Here is a 22,571-nt window from a genome sequence, read left to right as displayed (position 1 = left end):
GCCCGATGAACCCCCGCTCCGCCGTCGATCTCGCCCAGGCGCTCATCCGCTGCCCCTCCGTGACGCCCGCGGAAGGCGGCGCGCTCGCGCTCCTCGCGCACGTGCTGGAAACCGCCGGCTTCGCCGTCGAGCGTCCCGTCTTCTCCGCGCCGGGCACGCCGGACGTCGAGAACCTCTACGCGCGCATCGGCACCCAGGCGCCCGTCCTCGTCCTCGCCGGCCACACGGACGTCGTGCCCCCCGGCGACGAGGGCCGCTGGACGCATCCGCCCTTTTCCGGCGAAATCGTCGACGGCGTGCTCTACGGGCGCGGCGCGGTGGACATGAAGGGCGGCATCGCCGCGATGCTCGCGGCCGCCCTCGACTTCGTGGCGACGCGCCCGGATTTCCCCGGCTCCATCGCCGTGCTGATCACCGGCGACGAGGAGGGGCCGGCGATCAACGGCACCGTGAAGCTGCTCGACTGGGCGAAGGCGAAGGGCGAGCGCTTCGACGCCTGCATCCTCGGCGAGCCGACCAATCCCGAGCGGCTCGGCGACATGATCAAGATCGGCCGGCGCGGCTCGCTCTCCGGCACGCTCGTCGTTCACGGCAAGCAGGGACACGTCGCCTATCCGCACCTCGCGCGAAACCCGATCGAGGGCATGGTGCGGCTGCTCGCGGGCCTGAAGGCGACGCCGCTCGACGAGGGGACGGACCATTTCGGCGCCTCGAACCTCGAGGTGACGACGGTGGACGTCGGCAACCCGGCGACCAACGTCATCCCGGGCGAGGCGCGCGCCGCCTTCAACATCCGCTTCAACGACCTGTGGACGCCCGCGTCGCTAGAGGCGGAGATCCGCCGTCGGCTGGAGGAGGCCGCCGGCAACGCGGTGAGCTTCGAGGCGAGCTTCGAGGACACGAACGCCGTCGCCTTTCTCACCGAGCCCAACGCCTTCGTGGGCCAGGTGCAGGACGCGATCGAGGCGCAGACCAGCATCCGCCCAGCGCTCTCGACGACGGGCGGGACCTCGGACGCGCGCTTCATCAAGGATCATTGCCCGGTCCTGGAATTCGGCCTCGTGGGCCAGACCATGCACCAGATCGACGAGCGCGTGCCTGTCGCCGAGCTCGAGCAGCTCCAGGCGATCTACGGGCGGGTGCTCGAGGCGTATTTCGCCGGCTGAGGGCAAGGCGCGCGATTGCGTCGGCGCAAGAACGACCTTTCCAGGCTCCCATTCTGCTTTCCTCATCGCACATTCTTCGGCAAGACAGGCGTGCACCGCGCGCCACCTTTCTTCGGAGATGCGCCATGAGCCATACCCTGGGCGACACCAAGAGCACCGGCCTCCACCACGTCACCGCGATCTCGGGCGAGGCCCGGCGCAATCGCGACTTCTACACCCGAATCCTCGGGCTGCGGCTGGTGAAGAAGACCGTCAACTTCGACGATCCCGGCACCTACCACCTCTATTTCGGCGACGCCGACGGCGCGCCGGGGACGATCCTCACCTTCTTCCCCTGGGCGAACGCCGCTCCGGGCCGGGCGGGTGCGGGCGAGACCGGCGAGACGGCGTTTCGCGTGCCCAAGGCCGCGATCGGCTTCTGGCTCGCGCGCTTCGTGCAGGCGTCCGTCGATCACGAGGGGCCGACGACCCGCTTCGGCCGGCCCGTCGTGACCTTCCGCGATCCCGACGGCATGCGCCTCGCGCTCGTCGGCGTCGAGGGCGCCGAGAACGAACCCGCCTGGGCGGTGGAGGGGATCGACCCCGCCGACGCCATCCGCGGCTTCGAGAGCGTGACGCTGGAAGTCGGCGGCATCGAGGGCACGGCCGCCGTGCTCACCGAGGTGCTCGGCTTCACCGAGACCGCGCGCGAGGCGGGCCGCGTGCGCTTCGAGGGCACGGCGTCCGTCGGTGCGGCCGTCGAGCTCGTCGAGAGCGCGGCCGCGCGGCCTCGGCTCGGCGCCGGCTCGGTCCACCACGTCGCCTTCCGCGCCGCGAGCGACGCGGATCAGGCGGCGATGGCCGAGCGCCTCGCGGCGATGGGCCTGCCGGCGACCGAGCAGAAGGATCGCAACTATTTCCGCTCGATCTACTTCCGCGAGCCCGGCGGCGTCCTCTTCGAGATCGCCACCGACGAACCCGGCTTCGCCGCCGACGAGCCGGCGGAGAGCCTGGGCGAGTCGCTCAAGCTCCCCGCCTTCCTCGAGCCGCAGCGCGCGCGCATCGAGGCCGTCCTGCCGCCCCTGTGAGGAGTGCCCGAACCATGGCCGACCTCTCCTTCGTCCACACGCACGCGCCGGGTGATCCGGCGCGTGCGCCCCTCCTCCTCCTGCACGGAACGGGCGGGAACGAGCACGACCTCGTGCCCCTCGTGCCGGAGATCGCGCCGGGCCGCGGATACGTCTCCCCGCGCGGCAAGGTGCTCGAGAACGGCATGCCGCGCTTCTTTCGGCGCCTCTCCGAGGGCGTCTTCGACGAGGCGGACGTGCGCGCCCGCGCCGACGAGCTCGCCGGCTTCGTCGTCGAGATGCGCGAGGCCTACGGGCTCGCCGCGCCGGTGGCCGTGGGCTTCTCCAACGGCGCGAACATCGCGGCGGCCCTGATGTGGCGCCATCCCGGTGTCTTCGCCGGCGCCGTGCTGTGGCGGGCGATGACGCCGCTGCGCGAAGCGCCTGCAGGCGGGCTCGAGGCGACGCCGGTGCTGATCGTCAGCGGCGCCATGGACCCTATCGTGCCCGCCGCCGACGTGGGCAATCTCGCCCTTCGTCTGCGCGAGGCCGGGGCCGCCGTGACCCACGAGACGCTTCCCGTCGGCCACGGCCTCACCCGGCCGGATCTCGACCTCGCGCGGGACTTCCTGGCGACGACAGCGTGAGCCTCGGCGGGCGGATCAGCCCGAGACGCGCTCGACGAGCACGAAGCCGGTGTCGACCGCCCGGTCCAGCACCGTCTCGCCGCGTATGCGCGCGATCACGAGGCGGGCGACCTCGCGCCCGACGAGGTCGCCCGCGGGGCGGATCGTGGTGAGCGGGGGAACGCAAGCGGCGGCGAAGGGCAGGTCTCCGAAGCCGACGAGGGCGAGCGTGTCGGGCACGGCGAGCGCGCGGCGCTGCGCCTCGAACAGGGCGCCCATGGCGACGAAGTCGTTCGACGCCGCCATGGCGTCGATGCCGGGCACCTCGCGCAGCGCCCGGTCGAGGAGGAGGGCGCCCGCCTGCGGGTCCGCTGGACCCGGGTGGTTGAGGATCGCGGCGTCGATTCCTTCCTCCCGGGCTGCCGCGGCGAAGCCCTCCGCGCGCTGCGCCGCGCGCCGATCCTCCTGCATGCGTGCCCCGCAGAAGACGAGGCGCCGGCGCCCGCGCGCGATCAGCCGTCGCGCCGCCAAGGCGCCGACCGCGCCGTGGTCGAACCCCACCCCCATGTCGATCGGCGCCGCGCCGCGCTCCCACATCTCGACGATCGGCACGCGTGCCTTCTCGAGGAGCGTGCGCGTGTCTTGATTGTGCTCGAGCCCCGTGAGCACGATCGCCGCCGGCGCCCAGGCGAGGGCGGCGCGCACGAGCGCCTCCTCGCGGGCGAGGTCGTATTCGGTATGCCCGAGCAGCACCTGCAGGCCGTGCGGCACCAGAGCCGCCTCGAGCGCCGAGACCGTCTCGGCGAAGAAGGCGTTGCGCACGGAGGGCACGATGAGGCTCACCACCCGCGAGGACGCGGCCGCGAGCCCCCCGGCGACGAGATTCGGCACGTAGCCGAGCTCGGCCACCGCCCTGGCGATGGCCTCGCGGGCAGGCGGCGAGACGCTCTTGGGACGGCGGAAATAGAGCGAGACGGTGGATGCGGACACGTCCGCGGCGGCGGCGACCTCCGACATGGTCACCGCCTGCATCTTACGGCGCGCTCGCCGCCGGATCGGCCCCGCATCGTCCATGCTCGGTCCCTGATCGTAGCGCTATGATGATGCGACGTTGGCGGATGAGCGGTGCGGTGTCAAACGCTCCCTCTGTCATCCCGGGCCGCGAAGCGGACCCGGGACCCAGAACACGCATGGTCGGCCTCAGGGCGCGCGGAAGCGCGTCCGTCCATGTGCCGATGATGCAGACCGTTCGTGGCCGCGCCCGCTATCGCGCACGCTACAGCGAGCACCGGTGTTCTTGGGTCCCGGGTCGCCGTTCGGCGCCCGGGATGACATCTGGATGCGCGTGCATCCCCGCCCATCCCCGTCGCTCACGAGCCGTCTTGCGCCGAAATTTCGCAGCGCTAAGATGGATGACGGGAGGACACGATGACCCGCCGCACCCTCGAGAGCCTGCGTTCCCAGCGCTGGTACGCCGCCGACGACATGCGCGCCTTCGCGCATCGCCAGCGCACGCAGCAGATGGGCATGCGCCGCGAGGAGTTCATGGGCAAGCCCGTCGTCGCGATCCTCAACACCTGGTCCGACATGAGCCCCTGCCACGCCCATCTGCGCGAGCGCGCGCAGGCGGTGAAGCGGGGCGTGTGGCAGGCGGGGGGCTATCCCGTGGAGCTGCCGGCGCTCTCCGTGGGCGAGGTGATGGTGAAGCCGACCACCATGCTCTACCGCAACTTCCTCGCCATGGAGGCGGAGGAGCTCTTGCGCTCGCACCCGGTCGACGGCGCGGTGCTGCTCGGCGGCTGCGACAAGTCCACGCCGGGCCTGCTGATGGGCGCGATCTCCATGGACCTGCCGGTGATCTTCTGCCCCGCGGGCCCGATGTCCAACGGGCAATGGCGCGGCGTGAAGACCGGGGCGGGCACCCACACCAAGAAATACTGGGACGAGTACCGCGCCGGCCGCCTCTCCGCGCAGGATTGGGTCGACCTCGAGAGCCGCATGACGCGCTCGGCCGGCACCTGCAACACGATGGGCACGGCCTCCACCATGACCTCCATCGTCGACGCGATGGGGCTCACGCTGTTCGGCGCGTCCTCGATCCCGGCCGTCGATTCGGGCCATTCGCGCATGGCCGCCGCCTGCGGCGAGCGCATCGTCGCGATGATCTGGGACGACGTTCGCCCCTCCACCATCCTCTCGCGCGAGACCTTCCAGAACGGGCTTGTCGCCTACATGGCGATGGGCGGCTCGACCAACGCCGCCGTCCATCTCGTCGCCATGGCGCGGCGCGCTGGCGTGGATCTCACGCTCGACGACATGGCGGAGGTCTCCGCGCGCATCCCGGTTCTCGCCAACCTGTTCCCGTCGGGCGACTACCTGATGGAGGACTTCTGGTTCGCGGGCGGGCTGCCGGCGCTCCTGGCGAAGCTCGAGGCGCATCTCGACCTCTCGCGCCCGACGATCGAGGGACGGACGCTCGGTCAGGCGCTCGCTGGCGCGCAGTGCTGGAACCACGACGTCATCCGCGATCTCGAGAACCCGGCCGTGCCGCTGGAGAAGGGCCGCACGCTCGCCGTCCTGCGCGGCAACCTCGCCCCCGACGGCGCGGTGATGAAGACCTCCGCCGCAAACCCGAAATTCCTGCGCCACGAGGGGCCCGCGCTCGTCTTCGACAGCCCGGGCGAGATGAACAAAACGCTCGACGATCCCGATCTCGACGTCTCCGAGGACACGATTCTCGTCCTGCGCAACGCCGGCCCCGTCGGCGCGCCCGGCATGCCGGAATGGGGCAATCTGCCGATCCCCAAGAAGCTGCTCGCGGCCGGCATCCGCGACATGGTCCGCATCTGCGACGGACGCATGAGCGGCACGCATTACGGCACCTGCGTCCTCCACGTCTCGCCGGAGGCCGCCATTGGCGGGCCGCTGGGTCTGCTCCGCACCGGCGACATCGTCGTGCTCGACGTCGCGGCCGGGCGCATCGACATGAAGGTCGACGAGGCGGAGATCGCCCGGCGCCGCGCGGAATGGACACCCACCGCCTACCGCTACGACCGCTCCTTCGCCGCCCTCTACCAGCGCCACGTCAGCCAGGCGCACGAGGGCTGCGACTTCGACTTCCTCGCCGCGGGACCCTCCGTCCCCGAGCCGCCGATCTATTGAGGCCGTCATGATCGACATCACCAACCGCTTCAAGCGCCGCCTCGCGGCAGGCCCGTCGGCGCCGCTCGGTTCCTGGCTGATGGCGGCGGCGCCCTCCACCGCCGAGGCGATGGGGCATGTCGGCTTCGACTTCCTCGTCGTCGACATGGAGCACGTGCCGATCGACCTCGGCGACCTCGCCCACATCCTGCGCGCCATCGGCTGCACGGGCGCGGCGCCCGTAGTGCGGCTGCCCTGGAACGACCAGGTGATGGTCAAGCGGGTTCTCGATCTCGGCGCCGAGACCGTGATGGTGCCCTTCGTCGAGAGCGCCGAGGAGGCGCGCAACGCCGTCTCCTTCGCCAAGTATCCGCCGGCGGGTGTGCGCGGCGTCGCCGCCGTGCACCGCGCCTCGCGCTTCGGGCGCGCGAGCGATTATCTCGGGCGCGCGGACGCCGAGACCTTCGTCATCGTGCAGCTCGAGACGCCGCGCGCCATCTCGCGGCTCGCCGAGATCGCGGCGGTGTCCGGCGTCGATGCGCTCTTCGTGGGCCCCGGCGACCTCTCCGCCGCCATGGGACGGATGGGGCAGGTGGGGCACGAGGAGGTGCAGGCCCTCATCGCCGATGCCGCGAAGGGTGCGGCGGCCGTCGGCAAGCCCATCGGCATCGTCGGCCCCAACCCGGAGATGGTCGCCCGCTTCCTCGATTACGGCTACGCGTTCGCGGCGGTGGCGTCCGACGTCGCCATGATGACGGGCCGCGCCGCCGATTGGCTCGGAACGTTGCGCGGCGCGAACGCGTCCCCAGCTGGCGGCCCGACCGCCGCCTATTGATCGTCTGCCGACAGGCGCGAAGAGGGGAGAGCCGCCATGACCGACATCCTGACGCTCACGAACGGCGAGCTCGCCCTCGACCTCGCCCCCGAGATCGGCGGGGCGATAACCGGCTTTCGCGTGGGCGACGTTGCGGTCATGCGCGAGACGACGCCCGAGATGCTGGCGAGCGCCGACGCCACGCAGACCGCCTCCTTCCCCCTCGTGCCGTTCTCGGGGCGCATCGACCGCGCCCGCTTCGCCTTCTGCGGCGAGGAGCATCGGCTCGTCCCGAATTTCGGCGAGAGCCCGCATTATCTCCACGGCTTCGGCTGGCGCAGCGCCTGGGCCGTGGGACCGCGCTCGGAGAACGCCGTGACGCTCGTCCTGGATCACGATGCGCAGGGCGACGCTGCCGGCTCGTGGCCCTTCCGCATGCGCGCGGAGCTGACCTACGCGCTCGAGCCCCATTCCCTCGTCATGACGCTCGCGGTGGAGAACCGCGATGCGCGGCCCATGCCCTGCGGGCTGGGCTTCCACCCCTATTTCCCACGTCGCCCGGGCACGACGCTGCGTTTTCGCGCGACGAATGTCTGGATCTCCGACGAGCGCGAGATCCCGGTGCGACGCGAGGCGCCGACCGGCGATTTCGACTTCTCGGCGGCAAAGGAGGTGGCGAGCGTCACCCTCGACAACGCCTTCTCCGGATTCGGCGGGCGCGCCGACATCGTCTTCCCGGACCTGAGGCTCGCGCTCGCGATCTCCGCCGACGCCGCGTTCACGCATTGCGTCGTGTTCGTGCCGCCGGGCAAGGACTTCTTCTGCGTCGAGCCCGTGTCGCACATGCCCGACGCGATCAACCGCATGCCGGAGGTCAAGGACCACGGCCTGCGCATTCTCGCGCCCAACGAGCGCATCGTCGCGAGCGCCCGTATCGCCGTGGAGCGCCTGCCATGAACGCCGCCTCCCACGAGGTCCGCCTCGTCCTCGACTGCGCCGCCGAGCTCGGCGAGAGCCCGCTCTGGGACGCGCAGGAGGAGGCGCTCTACTTCGTCGACATCAAGGGCCGCGCGATCCACCGCTTTCATCCCGCGAGCGGGGCGCACGCGGTGGCGGGCGTGCCCGAGGACATCGGCTGCATCGGCTTGACCAAGGGCCGAGCGCTGATCGCCGGGATGCGCTCGGGGGTCTTTCTCGTCGGGCGCGACGGGGAGATCCTGAGGAAGCTCGCCGACAATCCCGAGGATCAGGCCTGGTCGCGCTTCAACGACGGCGCCGTCGACCCGGCGGGGCGCTTCCTGGTGGGCACGATCGACGAGGAGCGGGGCGGGCGCGCGGGGCTCTACAGGCTCGATCGCTCCGGGCTGACGCGGCTCCTCGACGGCCTGATGACCTCGAACGGCCTCGCCTTCTCCGCCGACGGGCGCAGCGTCTTTCACGCGGACACGCCGCGCTTCACCGTCACGCGCTATGCCTACGACCCCGCGACCGGCACGCTCGGCGACGGCGACGTCTTCTGCCGGCTCGACGCCGACGCCGTCGATCGGGCGCGGCCGGACGGGGCGGCGCTCGACGTCGACGGTTGCTATTGGACCGCGCTCTACGAGGGCGGGCGAATCCAGCGCTGGTCGCCCGACGGCGCGCTCCTCGCCGAGATCGCGATCCACGCCCGCTGCCCGACCATGGTCGCCTTCGGCGGGCGCGAGCTGAAGACGCTCTACGTCACCACGGCCCGCGCGGGACGCCCCGCGGACGAGCTCGCCCGCGAGCCGCATGCGGGCGGGCTCTTCGCGCTCGACGTGGACGTGCCGGGGCGGCTCGAGCCCCTCTTCGATCCGGACGTCTGAGATGGCGCACCACACCCACGACTACGAGACCGCCCGCTACCGCTCGCTGAAGGGCCGCGCCGTCGTCGTCACCGGCGGCGCCTCGGGCATCGGCGCGGAGATGGTGCGCGCCTTCGCCGCCCAGGAGGCGCAGGTCGCCTTCATCGACATCGACGAGGACACCGGCCGCGCGCTCGCCGAGGAGACCGGCGCCGCCTTCGACGCCTGCGACATCACCGATATCGCGGCCCTGCGCGAGACGCTGGCGCGGATCGAGGCGCGCTACGAGGGCGTGGCGGCGCTCGTCAACAATGCGGGGCGCGACGACCGGCACGCCATCGAGAGCGTCGAGCCGGATTACTGGCGCCGCGCGCTCGCGCTCAACCTCGACCACCATTTCTTCGCCACCCAGGCGCTCGCGCCGGGAATGGCCGCGCGCGGCGGCGGCTCGGTGATCATGCTGGGCTCGATCTCCTGGATGCGCGGGCGGCCGGGCATGGTGGGCTACACGACGGCGAAGGCCGCCATCAACGGGTTGACGAAGACGCTGGCGCGGGAGCTCGGACCGGCGGGCATCCGCGTCAACTGCATCGTGCCCGGCGCCATCCTCACCGAGCGCCAGGAGAAGCTCTGGCTGACGCCGGAGCTGAACCAGCAATTCATCGACCTGCAGGCGCTGAAATTCCGCCTCGACGCGAGCCACGTCGCGCGCATGGCGCTCTTCCTCGCCTCCGAGGAGAGCGCCGGCTGCACCGGCTCGAACTTCCTCGTCGATGCCGGGCTCACCCAGAACTGACACGAACCACCCCACAGCGACACGAAAGCGGCCCTCCATGCACATCGTCGACGTCGACGACGGCTTCGATCTCTATCTCGGCGAGCGCCTGATCCTGCGCCACCGGCCGGACCGGCCCTGCATCTATGTCGGTCGCGGCGAGCCGCGGATCGCCATGTATCGGGGCAATTTCGAGATCGAGGACCATGTCGAGGAGCGTGTCGGCCTGCGCCATGCCGCGATCGCCGGGCGTCTGATCGCCTTCTCGACGAGCCCCGAGGCGAAGCCGCGCCTCGTCGCCGCAATCGAGGGTGACGCGGATGCCGGCGCCATCGTCTTCGTCGAGGCGGATGCGGCGATCGATCGGTTCTGGCTGCGCATCGAGGCCGAGCCCTTCGAGCGGGTCTACGGCGGCGGCGAGCAGATGTCGTATTTCGACCTCTCGGGCCGCAAGTTCCCGCTCTGGACGTCCGAGCCCGGCGTCGGGCGCGACAAGAAGAGCGAGATCACCTTCCAGGCCGACAAGATGGGCGGCGCCGGCGGCGATTACTGGCACACGAACTACCCCCAGCCGACCTGGCTCTCCACCCGCCGCTACGCGCTGCACGTCGAGACCACCGCCTATTCCGCCTTCGACTTCCGCCGCCGCACCTTCCACGAGATCGAGGCGTGGGCGGTGCCGAGCCGCATCGAGCTCTTCGGCGCGCCGCGCCTCGAGACGCTGGTCTCGCGCCTCTTCGAGCGCTTCGGCCGCCAGCCGCCGCTGCCGGACTGGGTGATGAACGGCGCCATCATCGGGCTGAAGGACGGCGCCAATTCCTTCGCGCGGCTCGAGAAATATCTCGAGGCCGGCTGCGCCGTCTCCGCGCTCTGGTGCGAGGACTGGGTCGGCATCCGCGACACCTCCTTCGGTCGGCGCCTGTTCTGGGACTGGCGGGCGAACGAGAGCTGGTACCCCGGCCTCGCCGACGCGATCGCGGCGCTGAAGGACCGCGGCGTCCGCTTCATGGGCTACGTCAACCCCTATCTCGCGGTCGACGGCACGCTCTTTCCCGAGGCCGAGGCGGCGGGGCACCTCGCGAAGAACCATGCGGGGGAGACCTACCGCGTCGATTTCGGCGAGTTCGATTGCGGCGTCGTCGACTTCACCTCGCCCGGCGCCTGCGCCTGGTTCGAGGAGCGGGTGATCGGGCAGGAGATGCTGGATTTCGGCCTGTCCGGCTGGATGGCCGATTTCGGCGAGTACCTGCCCGTCGACGTCGTCCTCTCCGACGGCTCGGACCCGATGCTGATGCACAATGCCTGGCCGGTGCTGTGGGCGGAGGTGAACGCCCGCGCCGTCGAGAACCGCGGCATGACCGGCGAGGCCCTGTTCTTCATGCGCGCGGGCTTCACGGGCGTGCAGCGCCATTGCCCGCTCCTGTGGGCGGGCGACCAGTCGGTGGACTTCTCCCGCCACGACGGGCTCGTCACCGTGATCTGCGGCGCGCTCTCGGCGGGCCTCGTCGGCAACGCCTATCACCACTCGGACATCGGCGGGTACACGAGCCTGTTCGGCAACGTGCGCACCGCCGAGCTGATGATCCGCTGGGCGGAGATGGCGGCCTTCACGCCCGTCATGCGCACGCACGAGGGCAACCGCCCGCGCGAGAACATCCAGTTCGACGAGAGCCCGGAGCTCCTCGCGCATTTCGCCCGCGCGACGCGGATCTGGAAGGCGCTGGTGCCCTACCTGCGCACCCTCGTCGCCGAGGCGGGCGAGACCGGCCTGCCGTGCCAGCGCCCGCTCTTCCTGCACTACGAGGACGATGCGCGCACCTACGACATCCAGGACGCCTATCTCTACGGTCGCGACCTCCTCGTCGCGCCGGTCTGGCGCGCCGGCGAGCGCTCGTGGACGGCGTACCTGCCGGCGGGCGAGCGCTGGGTCCATCTCTGGTCCGGCGAGACCCACGAGGGCGGCCGTGACGTCGAGGTCTCCGCCCCCTTCGGCGAGCCGCCGGTCTTCTGGCGCGAGGGCAGCGCGCACGCGGAGCTGTTCGACGGCGTACGGCGGGAATTCGCGACGCACTGACGCCGCCTCATTCCGGCGGGGGGCTCGCGCGGAGGCTCTGCGCAACGCAGCCGTTGACGATGACGTCGACCCGCGTCTGCTCCGCCTCGCTCATGGGGCCGTCGAGCGCGCTCATCAGCCCCTCCGCCTCCAGCGTGCCGAGCGCGCAGTCGCAATAGCGCGTGCAGAACGCCTCGTCGCGGCCCGCCTCCGTGCAAGTCCGCCGGCAGGAATTCATCGTCTGCTCGGCCCGCACGCCGTCCCCCGCCAGCAGCGCGACGGGGTAGAGCGCGCCGAGCAGGATCGGCTGGTGCAGGAGGTAGATCACGAGGCTCCAGCGCCCCATCGCCACGAGCCCGCGCCCGAGGCGCCCGTCCAGCCGGATCGCCGCGAGGCGCGGTCGCAGCCGCGTATCGAGCAGCACCCGCCCGAGCGCCACGCCGGCGAGCACGGCGGAAAGCCAGGGGAAGACCGGCTCGAAGTCGTTCGTGTCGGGCGCCGTCTCGAAGAAGCCGATCCAGGCGAGCCAGCGCGTGTCGAAGGCGGGCGAGGCATAGAGGAACGGCGCGGCCAGCACCGCCGCCGCCGCGAGCACCGTCAGCGCCGGGTGGAGCCGCAGGAAGGGCAGGGCGAGCACGCTCCCCACCGCGATCATGTGCAGGATGCCGAAGAAGATGAAGCTGTCGGGGAAGGCGACGAAGGTCGCCGCCGTCACGAGCGCGGCCGCGCCCGCGATCTTCGCGAGACGCCGCAGGTAGGCGCGGGCGTCGAGGCCGGCGTCGCTGGCGAGGACGAGGCCGACGCCCACCAGGATCAGGAACGAGGACGCGATGGTGCGCGCGAAGGCCCGCCAGGCGGGATCGAAGGGCACCTCGACGGCGACGAGGCCGTAGAACCACAGGTCCCAGGCGAAATGGTAGACGATCATCGCGACCAGCGCGACGCCGCGTGCGGCATCCACCGCCGCGAAGCGCTCGCGCCCGGCTCCCTTCGTCTCGCCCGCGCCGACGACCTTCATCCTGTCCTCCTCGTCGACCGCCGGATGGCCAATGCGGCGGCATCGTGTGGCGACATTGTGCTCTCGCGAGCCGCCTCGCGGCCAGCACCTGCTCCGGCGAATGCGAATCCAATTCTCGGTACGTCCCCGCAAGTGCATGAGACGCCAGTACTTTCGATTCGACTGTCGCACCAGCGCGACAATGACGCTCTTTCGGGCTTTCGTTCGCCGATTTGGGTGTTATCCTGATCTTAAGAATCAAGCGGCGTGGTTCGATCGGTGTAGTGCATGTCTGACGAAATCGACCCGGGATCGGCGGACGCGCGGAGCGTGAATGTCGGTCGCAAGAGCGAGGTGGGTCTCCAGGCCGGCACCTCCGCACGCCCGGCGCGGGAGAGCGAGGCGGCCGCCGACCGGCCGCTCGAGCTGATCGAGATCGCCGGCGTGATCAAGTGGTTCGACGTGGCCAAGGGGTTCGGCTTCATCGTCCCCGACAACGGCATGTCGGACGTCCTCCTCCACGTCACCTGCCTGAGGCGCGACGGCTACCAGACGGCGGCCGAGGGCGCGCGCATCGTGGTGGAGGCCGTGCAGCGGCCGCGGGGCTACCAGGCCTTCCGCATCCTCTCGCTGGACGAGAGCGCCGCGATCCACCCGTCAGAGCTGCCGATGGCGCGCACCCACGTGACGGTGACGCCGACGTCGGGCCTCGAGCTCGCGGTGTGCAAGTGGTTCAACCGCCTGCGCGGCTTCGGCTTCCTCACCCGCGGGGACGGCACGCCGGACATCTTCGTCCACATGGAGACGCTGCGGCGCTACGGCATCGCCGAGCTCAAGCCCGGCGAGCAGGTCTACGTGCGCTTCGGCGACGGGCCCAAGGGCCTGATGGCGGCCGAGGTGCGCATGGCCGAGAGTGCCATGCCGTCGTCGCATTGAGGGTTCCGCGGCATCGATCCGCCGCTCGACAGAGGGTCTCCCCCGCGTGATGCGTAACCGTTTCTTCGCCCATGCGCGCGGCCTCGCCGCGGCCGCTCTCGTCGCGCTGGCGATGCTCGCTGCAGCCGCCCAGCGGCCGCTCTCGGCGCAGGAGCTGCAGCCGCTCGTCATCGTCACCGACGAGGGGCGCCACGACTTCCAGGTGGAGCTCGCGGCGACGCCGGAGGAGCGCGCGCGGGGGCTGATGTTCCGCCGCTCCATGCCGCAGGACCAGGGCATGCTGTTCGACTTCCAGCGCGTCCAGCCGCTGGCCATGTGGATGCGCAACACCTACATCTCGCTCGACATGCTGTTCATCGATGCGGACGGGACGATCGTGCGCATCGCGCAGAACACCGAGCCTCTGTCCGAGCGCACCATCCCCTCGGGCCAGCCGGTCCTGTCCGTGCTCGAGCTGAACGGCGGCGTGACGAGCCGTCTCGGCATCGAGCCCGGCGACCGGGTGGAGCATCCGCTCTTCGCGGAGTGAGGGGCGATACGCCCGTTCCGCGACGCGCAGTGGTGATGCGGGGTGTGGGAAAGAGCTTGCGCAGGCGGGCTCGACCTTCTATCTCGCGAAGGGTGCCGGCCGTGTCGGGGCGTAGCGCAGCCTGGTAGCGCATCTGCTTTGGGAGCAGAGGGTCGCTGGTTCGAATCCGGCCGCCCCGACCAGCCGGCTTGCAGGCGAGGCGAGACATGACGGCACGGATCTTCAAGCCCTCTCGCGGGGCGACCTCCTCGGGCAAGGCGCGGACCAAGCGCTGGGTCCTGCGCTTCGACAACGAGAGCCCCCGCCAGATCGAGCCCCTGATGGGCTGGACCAGCTCCACCGACACCCGCCAGCAGGTGCAGCTGACCTTCGACACGAAGGAGCAGGCCATCGCCTACGCCGAGCGCGAGGGCATCGCCTACGTGGTGGACGAGCCCGAGGAGCCGACCCGCAAGGTCATCTCGTATTCCGACAATTTCAAGCACAACCGCGTCACGCCCTGGACGCACTGACGGCGCGCGCCGGGATCGGACGCGCGGCGCGTGCGCGGCGACGGTTTGCACCGCCTCCGATCCCTTGCTATCCCTTCCCCCACGGCCCCGTAGCTCAGCTGGATAGAGCAAGTGCCTTCTAAGCACTAGGTCGCAGGTTCGAGCCCTGCCGGGGTCGCCATCGGTGATTTTCGTTGCATAGCTTCGGTGCATTCGTCGATGATGGTGCGCTGCTCGAGCCCGGAGCCGTCGAATGCCTTCCTCCAAGAACTGGATTGCCCTGAGTTTTGTTTTCGCCGCGCTCGTCTGCCAAGAGGAAGCAGCCGCGCAGTCGTATATCGACGTCCCGGTGATGGTCGGTGGGAGTTCGGATTACGATGCCTGCTGGGGGTATGGACAGGTTATCGGTCTCGATCCCAACGGTGACGGCTTCTTGTCCGTACGCAGCGGTCCAGGGGGGCGCCAGTTCTCGGAGATCTCGCGTGTCTTCAACGGACAGGTCGTTGCGATTTGCGACGAGAGCGGTCCTTGGCTCGCCGTCGTCTATGAGCCTGGTCACGACTTGACACAGTGCGGGGTTTCCACGTCCTGGCCGATCCGGCAACCCTATACCGGTCCGTGCCGATACGGATGGGTCCACTCGCGGTACGTGCACATCATTGCGGGGTAGTCGTTCATCACTCCGCAAAGGATGACGTTTGAGTGGCTTGAGCGTGAGGCATCGCTGCGCAGCCGTTCGCGCGCCCCTGAACAGCCTCCACCAGCCAAGCCGCATTCCCCACCGCCTCCCGGGCCGGCGCCACGATCGCTGACAGCGCCTGCGCCTCCTCTTCGTCGAGGCTGCCGATGGCCATGCTCAGGCCGGCGAGAAGGTGGGCGGCGGTTTGGAGGAAGGTGAGGGCGTCGGCGAGCTCGGGCGCGCGGGGTCGGCCGGCGGCGGGCGCCGGGTCTCGTTTGGTTTCATGCATGGAGGACTCCATTGCGGCCCGAAGCCGCTATGATCTCGCGATGATGCGCAACGCTGTAGCGATTCGGAGCATACAAGAAGATTCGCTTCGGACAAGCGAAAAAGCGCGACGGTGACGCGAATGACGCTCCTTCCCACCACCCCCGAATTCCAGCGGATGATGCTCTACAAGATCGCGCGCACCCTGGCTGGGCTCACCGTGCGCGATCTCTCGGTCGAGGCCGGCGTCTCGACGAACACGCTGACGCGGCTGGAGAGTGGTGAGGAGCTGAAGCCGGCGACCGTGCGCAAAATTCGCGCGGCGCTCGAGGCGCACGGCGTCGAGTTCGTGCCGCATCCGACCTGGGCCGAATGGGTGCAGCCGCGCGCGAAGGATGGGTGATGCCTGCCGACCCGATCCAGCCGACCAGAAAATCGCGCGGCAGGCCCGCGATCGGTAAGGGGGCGCCGGTACAGGTTCGGCTGCGCCCTGAGATGGAGCAGGCCGTCGACGCGGCGATTGCGGCGTCCGAGGAGCCGAAGCCAACGCGTCCCGAGCTCATTCGCCGTGCTCTCGCCGAGTGGCTGCGCGCGCAAGGATTTCTGACGGGGGAGGGGGGACGTTGAGCGCGGCGCTCGAGGCGCAGGGAATCGGGTAGATTCCGCATCCGACCTGGGCCGAGTGGGTGCAGCCGCGAGCGGCGGAAGGTTGATCGAGGCCAGCTAGACAACGCCTAGTCCGAATCAGTGACGAACCTCGACGACACCCGACAGGACGGCTCGATTACCTCTCGCCGCATAGGGCCAATCGCCTTCAGTCGCGGCAGTCTCCTGCATCTCTGCGAAGATCCGGTCGACTTGCTCACGAAGCTCGTGGATCTCGGCCCTCAGCTGATCGTATTGGCGTCCCTGCCGATCGAGAGCGTCCTGCTGCTCTCGGATGATCTTCAGGAGCGTTTCCTCGCGGGTTTTGGCGGCTCGGCGCGCGGCTCCGGGAGCGGGAATGTCTCGTCCGAGCCGCACCATCTCCTCGCACCACGTGATCACTGCGGCCTGGAGGTCGTGGAGCGCCGCCTCGGGCGTATCGCCGTCACCCATGCACCCGACGAGATCGGGAGCGTAGGCGAGGTAGCCGCCGCCGTCCTCCTCGGACAGCTCGACAATGATCGCGGGATAGAACCTGTTGGTCATTCCCCTGCTCCTCCCGAGGACGCTCGCACATGCGCGTCCGCCAAGCTTACAAGCTGCCTGATGTAGACAGGCTTAATCGGCCTTTTGTATGGTACGGTCAAAGCACCGACGAGGAAGCCGCTAGACACAGTATAGTGGCTACCACTGCTCGGCCTATGACAATTCATCCCGAGATCTCGGCAGACCTTAACAATGTCTTCAATGGTCCAGTCGTTCCGGGGGTTCGTCCGCATCTTCTCGAGGCGTTTCGACGACATCGGTACCGGTGCACCGGCGTCCTCTCCCGGAAGTGGCATGCGAGACCCCCTATCGCCTTTCGTTATGTGGTGGCAGCCTCCAATGGTCAAGCTGGCGCAGGGTCGGCGAAGCGGCGTGCGAGGCCTTGCGGCGAAAGCACGCCGGCGCCCCCGCGCCGGCGTGCCGCTCCCTCAGATGATCGTCGTCGCGTCCAGGAGGATGCCCGCGGAGATCTGCGGGGCGACCTGGGCCTGGTTCTCGGCGCTCTCGGTGAAGGCGACGAGCGCCGCCTCGCGGCTGAGGCCCGCGTCGAGCTGGCCGCTCCAGAAGGCCGCGCCCTCGGCGTCGGCCTCGCGGTCGAGCACGTTGGCGAAGAGGATGTTCACGTACTCCTCGTTCGAGAGCGCGCTCGCCGCGCCGAACTTCGTCGCGAACTCGTTCGACAGGAGGAACGCGCTCGCCATGCTCGCCAACGATCCGCCCTCGTCCAGGAACTCGACCCAGCTGCTCAGGCCGGCCCGATCGGGATCGCGGTCGAACACGTCGAAGAGCCGGAAAGCCTGGCCGGCATTGCCCTGGACGTCGAGCGCGGCGACGAGGTCGCCCGCCTGGAAGCGGCCCGCCCCGAACTGGTAGGCGACCTCCTCGCCGCTGAGCGCCTCGATCTCGCCCGCGGCGATCGGCAGGACGAGCTTGTAGCCGGCGGTGCCGTCGGCCTCGCCCTCGCCCGAGCCCTGGCCCTCCCGCAGGCTCTGGCCGTGCAGCACGATCTCGCGCGAGACGAGGTTGTCGCCGGTGAGGATCTGCGAGAGCGCCACCGCGGGAGTGGCGTCGTCGGGGTCCTGATCGAACATCAGGGCGTCGAGGTCGTAGGATTGCAGGAACACGAAGTCGCCGTCCGTCGGCGCGGGAAAGCCCTCGGCGCCCGCACCCGCGGGCGAGGTGAGGTTCAGGAGCACCGGCCCGTAGGTCTCGAAGCCCTCGATGAGCTCGACGAAACCGTCGCCGTCGTCGTCCTGCGCGATCGAGGGCACGTTCGCGTCCTGCGTGGCGGAGGGGAAGCCGTGGATGTGCTGCGGATGGATCTGCCCGGCTTCGACGCCTGCCGCCGCGGTGATCACCGTCAGCATGTTGGTCTCGAAGTCGAGGGCGAGGAAGGCTCCGCCGATGACGCCTGAATTGTTCAGCGCGACGAGATCGACCTTGTAGAAGGCGTCCGATGCCATGAGCTGGTCGTAGCTCGCACCGAGGCTGCCCAGACGAGCCGCGGGGATGGTCCCTTGCGAGAGATGCGCCATGTTGCTGTTCCTCCTGGACGCCCGGCCGGCCTGATGCCCGGCCGAGGTCGGTTGCTCCGTGGACCCGCGCCGCCGCGGGTGCGGGACGCAGGCGTAGGTCTGGCCGTCCGTCGCTTGGTCGTGACGACGGCAGGCAGCTACGGAGCGGCGGAGGCGGAGGTTTCAAGCGCGGGGGAATCGATGGAGGCGACATGAAGAGGGGCGCGGCCGTTCCCGGCCGCGCCCCACGCTCGCCCAGTCGGCGGACGTCACGCCACCAGCACGTCTCCGGGCAGGAAGATGCCCTGGCCGATGGTGGGGAGGAGCCGCTCCTGGTTCTCGGCGCTGTTCGAGATGCCGGCCAGCGCGTCGAAGCGGCCGGTGGGGGCGCTGTCCATGACGCCGATCCAGAAGGCGCGTCCGCCGGCTTCCGCCTCGCGACCGAGGATGTTGCGGTAGAAGCCGTCGACGAGCGCCTCCGTCGTCGGGGCGGCGCCGTAGGTCTGGGCGAACTCCGCCGAGGTCACGAAGCCGCCGGCGAGGTCGCGCACGGACAGGCCCTTGTCGAGTGCGTTGATCCAGAAGCCCAGGCCGCCCGCGTCGGGCGTGCGGGCGAAGGCCGCCTGATACATCCGGTAGGCCGTGCCGGCGTTGGAGAAGTCGGTGCCGAGCTCGATGTCGAGAGCGAGGACGCCGTCCGAGAAGACGATGCGCTCCACGTTGACGAGCGTGTCCGCGCCGTCGGGGAGGGTGACCGTCCAGTCCGCGGCGGCGGTGCGCGCTGCCGTCACCTCGGCGCGCTGCACGTTCGCGACGACGACATCGAGGCCGGCGAGGCCGTCGACCCGGTCGGCGCCCGCGCCCGGCGTGAAGCGGTTGGCGGCGGCGTTGCCGACGAGCGTGTCCCCGAAGGCGGTTCCGACGACGTTTTCGATGAGCGTCGTGAGGCCCACGCGCGGGTTGTCGAGCATGATCGAGACGTTGCCCACGTTCGGCGCGCCCGACGGCGAGACGCCGATTCCGGAGAGCGCGCCCGCCCGCAGATCCATCGTGGCGGCGCTGGTCAGCGCGGAGAGGTCGATCGTGTCGATGCCGCCGTTGTCGTGGATCGTGCGGAACGTCGCGCCGTCGGCGTCGGTGAAGCGGTAGACGTCGTTGCCCTCGGCGACGCGCCGCGCACCGTAGAGGAACTGGAGCGCGAGGATGTCGAAGGGCCCGAAATCGACCCGTTGGTTGCCGAGCGCCGGGTCGACATAGGTCATAACCGTGTTGGCGCTGGTGTCGAGCTCCTCCGGCAGGAAGGGCGGGACGTCGGTCTTGTTCTCGATGGGCTCGCGCGGCTGGTAGTCGCGCGGATGCTTGAGCCCCAGAGCATGCCCGATCTCGTGGACCAGCGTCGACAATTGCCGACCGCCGGGCGCGTAGGCACCCTCGCCGATGCTGGCGGTCTCGTTGTGGTTCATGAAGACGTCGCCGTCCGACGCGCCGCCCGTGGAGTTCGGGAGATAGGCATAGCCCGCATAGCCGCCGTCGAGGACGCCGGGATTGTAGTTGTTGGCGAAGACGAGGTCGCCGGTCCCCTGGACTTCGACGAAGTCGATGCCGACGAGGAGCGAGAGGTCGCGCAAGATCGCGCGCGTGACCGCGATCTCGGTGGCGTCGAAGGGACGCCAGCCGACGAGATCGTCCGCGCCCGCATGCGCCGGCGGCGCGGAGGGGAAGGAGAAGGTGAGGCGGACACCGGTGCCGTAGGGGTTCTCGACGTTCCAGCGCAGCGGGTCTGCGGAGATCAGGGCATCGATACGGATGTCGGCGGCGGGGGCGGGAGCGTCGGTCGTCATCGGATGTTCCGAAAGCAGAGGTGACGCGGCGCAGCGTATCCGCGCGCCCGACGCTTTCACACGCTGTCGCAGGCCTGGTGGCCGCGAACACCAGCTCCAATGAATTGCTCCTTGACTTTATTTGGTTCAACGCCCGCTATCGATCACAGCACGTCGTACCCGCTCCCGTTCCGCCGTTGCAGACGCTCGCCGGGTGCCGGCGCGGGTGCGGGATCGATCGGGAGCGTGGGAGCGGCGCGCACCGCCGGTGCCGCCGCCGCGCGGGCCGCGGGAGCCGGCGAGGCGGTCGCCGCGGGCCGGGCGGCGGGAGCGGGCAGCGTCGCGGGCGGATCCGCAGCCGCAGGCGCTTCCTCCGCTGCGGGGAGGCGCACCTCCAGCATCGGCTGGACGAGTATGCCCGGATCACGTCGCGGCGGCACGTCGGACGAGATGCTCGCCAGGGCCTCGGCCGGGAATTCGCCGAAGCCAGGCTGCGCCGAGCCCGCAGCCGCGGGCGGGGCCTCGATCCAGACCGATGTCTCGACGACGGCGTAGTCCGGCGGAATTTCGATCGCGGGCGGCGCGGGCTCGGCGAGGGGGCGGCTCCAGGCCCGCAGCTGCGCCAGAAGCGGATTGCGGGTGGGCTCCGTGAAGCCGTAGCGCTGGCGATCGGCGGTGCCGCAGGCGGCCAGCAGCGGCGCCGCGAGGAGGAGCGTCAGGGCGAGGCGTCTGGTCATCGGGCCGGGTCCGTTCGAGGTCACGCCCAGCAGACTCGGCAATCATGGTTAACAGGTCTTTATCGCCACGCAGGAGCGAACCCAGGGGAGGCCGGATCGTCACCGTTCGGCAACAGGGCCGCGGCGATGGATCGCGCCTCCGCGCCCCCGGTCCGAGCGAATCGCGCTATCCTCCCGCTCCCGCCATCGGCCGAGCCCGCGATTCGATCATGCGCAATCCCAGACGCCCGCCCCCCGCCCGCCGCGCGCCGCCGCCCTTCGCGCGGCTGCTGCTCGCGATCGTGGGGCTCGTCGTCGTGCTGATGCTGATCTTCTACTGAGGGCGAAAAAGCGCCCGCCCGTGCCGGCAGGCGCGACGGGCGGGCGAAAGTGGAGGCAAGAGCCGCTCCGGCGGCTCGGGCACCACTCTCGTCCTCGCCACCTGAACCGCGCCTGAACCGCCTCAGCGATAGAGATCCGCGCGGGTCCAGGGCAGGCCGGAGGGGCCGCGGATGCGCTTCGACGCGAGCGTCTGGTTGATGTAGGCGCCGCCGCGGGCGAAGGCCATGGAGCAGCCGGCGAGGTAGAGGAGCCACATGCGCACCTTCTCCGGCCCCACCAGCGCCTCCGCCTCGCCGCGGCGCTCGAGCAGGCGCTTCCACCAGAGATAGGTCGTGCGCTGGTAGTGCTCCCGCCAGCCCTCCACGTCGTGCACCTCGAAGCCGGCGCGCTCGAGGTTCGTGATGGACATGCCCAGATGGTCGAGCTCGCCGCCGGGGAAGATGTAGCGCACCAGCGCGCGATACTCCGCCGTCATCTTCATGAAGCGCTTGTCGCTCTTCTTGGCGCGCCGCGCGATGGTGTGGTGCAGATAGAGGCCCTGCGGGCGCAGCAGGCGGTTCACCGTGGCGAAATAGGTCGGGTGGTTGGCGATGCCGACCTGCTCGAACATGCCGATGGAGGCGATCTTGTCGAAGGTGCCCTCCATCTGGACGTAGTCCTTGAAGTGGAAGGTCACGCGATCGGCGATGCCCAGGCGCTCCGCCTTCTCCTTGGCGAGAGCCAGCTGCTCCGCGGCGAGCGTGACGCCGTGCGCCTCGACGCCGTAATGCCGCGCCGCGTGGCAGACGAGGGCGCCCCAGCCGCAGCCGATGTCGAGGAAGCGTTCGCCAGGCTTCAAACGTAGCTTGCGGCAGATCATGTCGAGCTTGTCCGCCTGCGCGCGGTCGATGTCCTCGTGATCCTCGGTGAAGTAGCCGCAGGTATAGACCATCTCCGCATCGAGGAAGAGGCGGTAGAACTCGTTCGAGACGTCGTAATGGTAAGCGACGTTGGCGCGGTTGGTCTCGGGGCGACCGTCGCGGTCGATCTCGTCGCCGCGCACCCGGTCGAGTACGCTCACCGGCCCGCGGTCGACGCGCCAGAAGGCGGTCGCGACCCGAAGGGCCTTCGTCTTCGAGATGCCCTTGGCGAGCCGCCCGACCTTGCCCTTCGGGCGCGCGGCGGCGAGGTCGAAGAAGGTGCCGTTCTCGAGCTCGATGCGCCCGTCCACGTGCAGCTTGATCAGCGTGTCGAGCCGCGGGCGCCGCACCAGCGCGGCGACGACGCCCTCGTCGGCCAGCGTCACCACGAGGCCGTCCGCGGGCCAGGCGGCCGGTACGCGCGTCCCGTCCCAGAGCCGGAAGCCGAAGCCGGGGGAGAGGACGTGGTGCGCCTCCTCGAGGAGATCTCTCACCGCATCGCGCCGCGCGGCTGCTTTCTGGTCTTCCATGGGGGCTCCGTTCGCGGGTGGGCGAACGATGCGCTCGTCCGCGGGAGAGACTGTTGCCCGTTGCGCGCCGCGACAGCAAGATGGGAGACCGAAGGCGACGTGGGGGCCGCCACGATGGAATTGGGCCGAAGCGACGAGAACGTTTCTGAATTGCTGGCAACCTCGGTCGCGGACCCGCGGACGTGGCCGGCGACGCTCGACCGACTTTCGCGC

At 70.0% G+C, this 22,571-nt stretch carries 21 protein-coding genes and 2 tRNA genes; 15 read left to right on the top strand and 8 right to left on the bottom strand.

All coding sequences use genetic code 11. The features are described from left to right. Positions 1-5: 5 nt before the first annotated feature. From dapE to IEX89_RS00705, 3 genes are all read left to right on the top strand, one after another. Positions 6-1,166, top strand: a complete 1,161-nt coding sequence (dapE, locus tag IEX89_RS00715; RefSeq protein ID WP_188908445.1) for a succinyl-diaminopimelate desuccinylase — start codon at positions 6-8, stop codon at positions 1,164-1,166. Positions 1,167-1,291: 125 nt separating this feature from the next. Further along, a complete protein-coding gene (locus IEX89_RS00710) occupies positions 1,292-2,233 on the top strand; it encodes a ring-cleaving dioxygenase (protein ID WP_188908436.1) in 942 nt (313 codons plus the stop codon). Between the two features lie 14 nt (positions 2,234-2,247). Next, complete coding sequence (locus tag IEX89_RS00705; protein WP_188908434.1) at positions 2,248-2,859, top strand: alpha/beta hydrolase; 612 nt, start codon at positions 2,248-2,250, stop codon at positions 2,857-2,859. Between the two features lie 15 nt (positions 2,860-2,874). On the opposite strand, the gene IEX89_RS00700 is transcribed toward IEX89_RS00705, so the two are convergent. Beyond that, the gene (locus IEX89_RS00700) at positions 2,875-3,870 is read right to left on the bottom strand and encodes a LacI family DNA-binding transcriptional regulator (protein ID WP_244645043.1); all 996 of its coding nucleotides are present in this window, start codon (positions 3,868-3,870) and stop codon (positions 2,875-2,877) included. A 396-nt stretch (positions 3,871-4,266) separates the two neighbouring features. Here IEX89_RS00700 and araD point away from each other — a divergent pair, with 396 nt between their 5' ends. From araD to IEX89_RS00670, 6 genes are read left to right on the top strand one after another with little or no spacing between them, the layout of a single operon-like run. Continuing rightward, a complete protein-coding gene (gene araD, locus IEX89_RS00695; RefSeq protein ID WP_188908431.1) occupies positions 4,267-6,000 on the top strand; it encodes an L-arabinonate dehydratase in 1,734 nt (577 codons plus the stop codon). Positions 6,001-6,007: 7 nt separating this feature from the next. Further along, positions 6,008-6,814, top strand: coding sequence for an HpcH/HpaI aldolase family protein (locus IEX89_RS00690; protein WP_188908428.1), 807 nt, complete (start codon positions 6,008-6,010; stop codon positions 6,812-6,814). Between the two features lie 36 nt (positions 6,815-6,850). Further along, complete coding sequence (locus IEX89_RS00685) at positions 6,851-7,750, top strand: aldose 1-epimerase (RefSeq protein ID WP_188908427.1); 900 nt, start codon at positions 6,851-6,853, stop codon at positions 7,748-7,750. Further along, positions 7,747-8,640, top strand: a complete 894-nt coding sequence (locus tag IEX89_RS00680; protein ID WP_188908424.1) for an SMP-30/gluconolactonase/LRE family protein — start codon at positions 7,747-7,749, stop codon at positions 8,638-8,640. Before IEX89_RS00685 ends, IEX89_RS00680 begins: the two co-directional genes overlap by 4 nt. 1 nt (position 8,641) lies before the next feature. Then, the gene (locus IEX89_RS00675; protein WP_188908422.1) at positions 8,642-9,415 is read left to right on the top strand and encodes an SDR family NAD(P)-dependent oxidoreductase; all 774 of its coding nucleotides are present in this window, start codon (positions 8,642-8,644) and stop codon (positions 9,413-9,415) included. Beyond that, a complete protein-coding gene (locus IEX89_RS00670; protein ID WP_280513899.1) occupies positions 9,393-11,468 on the top strand; it encodes an alpha-glucosidase in 2,076 nt (691 codons plus the stop codon). Before IEX89_RS00675 ends, IEX89_RS00670 begins: the two co-directional genes overlap by 23 nt. Positions 11,469-11,475: 7 nt before the next feature. On the opposite strand, the gene IEX89_RS00665 is transcribed toward IEX89_RS00670, so the two are convergent. Beyond that, positions 11,476-12,465 carry a heparan-alpha-glucosaminide N-acetyltransferase gene (locus tag IEX89_RS00665; protein WP_188908418.1) on the bottom strand — a complete coding sequence of 330 codons (990 nt, stop codon included), beginning with the start codon at positions 12,463-12,465 and terminating at the stop codon, positions 11,476-11,478. Between the two features lie 267 nt (positions 12,466-12,732). On the opposite strand from IEX89_RS00665, the gene IEX89_RS00660 reads away from it, so the two are divergent. From IEX89_RS00660 to IEX89_RS00640, 5 genes are all read left to right on the top strand, one after another. Then, positions 12,733-13,380, top strand: a complete 648-nt coding sequence (locus IEX89_RS00660; RefSeq protein ID WP_188908416.1) for a cold-shock protein — start codon at positions 12,733-12,735, stop codon at positions 13,378-13,380. 49 nt (positions 13,381-13,429) lie between these two features. Next, positions 13,430-13,909: a DUF192 domain-containing protein gene (locus tag IEX89_RS00655; protein ID WP_188908413.1), complete on the top strand. Its 480-nt coding sequence runs from the start codon at positions 13,430-13,432 to the stop codon at positions 13,907-13,909. A 105-nt stretch (positions 13,910-14,014) separates the two neighbouring features. After that, positions 14,015-14,091: transfer RNA gene (locus tag IEX89_RS00650), tRNA-Pro, on the top strand. Positions 14,092-14,115: 24 nt separating this feature from the next. Further along, on the top strand, positions 14,116-14,421 hold the full coding sequence (locus tag IEX89_RS00645; protein WP_188908412.1) for an ETC complex I subunit: 306 nt from the start codon (positions 14,116-14,118) through the stop codon (positions 14,419-14,421). An 83-nt stretch (positions 14,422-14,504) separates the two neighbouring features. Beyond that, positions 14,505-14,581: transfer RNA gene (locus IEX89_RS00640), tRNA-Arg, on the top strand. A 496-nt stretch (positions 14,582-15,077) separates the two neighbouring features. Here the strand turns inward: IEX89_RS00640 and IEX89_RS00635 are convergent. Then, complete coding sequence (locus IEX89_RS00635; protein ID WP_188908410.1) at positions 15,078-15,368, bottom strand: hypothetical protein; 291 nt, start codon at positions 15,366-15,368, stop codon at positions 15,078-15,080. A 120-nt stretch (positions 15,369-15,488) separates the two neighbouring features. On the opposite strand from IEX89_RS00635, the gene IEX89_RS00630 reads away from it, so the two are divergent. Then, on the top strand, positions 15,489-15,749 hold the full coding sequence (locus IEX89_RS00630) for a helix-turn-helix domain-containing protein (RefSeq protein WP_308423799.1): 261 nt from the start codon (positions 15,489-15,491) through the stop codon (positions 15,747-15,749). 341 nt (positions 15,750-16,090) lie between these two features. On the opposite strand, the gene IEX89_RS00625 is transcribed toward IEX89_RS00630, so the two are convergent. From IEX89_RS00625 to IEX89_RS00605, 5 genes are all read right to left on the bottom strand, one after another. Further along, the gene (locus IEX89_RS00625) at positions 16,091-16,537 is read right to left on the bottom strand and encodes a type II toxin-antitoxin system HicB family antitoxin (protein WP_188908408.1); all 447 of its coding nucleotides are present in this window, start codon (positions 16,535-16,537) and stop codon (positions 16,091-16,093) included. Between the two features lie 428 nt (positions 16,538-16,965). Beyond that, complete coding sequence (locus IEX89_RS00620) at positions 16,966-18,072, bottom strand: DUF4214 domain-containing protein (RefSeq protein ID WP_188908406.1); 1,107 nt, start codon at positions 18,070-18,072, stop codon at positions 16,966-16,968. Positions 18,073-18,320: 248 nt separating this feature from the next. After that, complete coding sequence (locus IEX89_RS00615; RefSeq protein ID WP_188908404.1) at positions 18,321-19,892, bottom strand: DUF4214 domain-containing protein; 1,572 nt, start codon at positions 19,890-19,892, stop codon at positions 18,321-18,323. Positions 19,893-20,035: 143 nt separating this feature from the next. Further along, entirely contained in the window at positions 20,036-20,608 is a 573-nt protein-coding gene (locus IEX89_RS00610; RefSeq protein ID WP_188908402.1) for a hypothetical protein, read from the bottom strand. A gap of 442 nt (positions 20,609-21,050) precedes the next feature. Further along, positions 21,051-22,358, bottom strand: a complete 1,308-nt coding sequence (locus IEX89_RS00605) for a class I SAM-dependent methyltransferase (protein WP_188908400.1) — start codon at positions 22,356-22,358, stop codon at positions 21,051-21,053. Between the last annotated feature and the right edge of the window lie 213 nt (positions 22,359-22,571).

Origin of the sequence: Salinarimonas ramus, from assembly GCF_014645695.1 — a bacterium.
GTDB classification, from domain to species: domain Bacteria; phylum Pseudomonadota; class Alphaproteobacteria; order Rhizobiales; family Beijerinckiaceae; genus Salinarimonas; species Salinarimonas ramus.
This window is presented reverse-complemented; position numbering and strand designations above follow the sequence as displayed.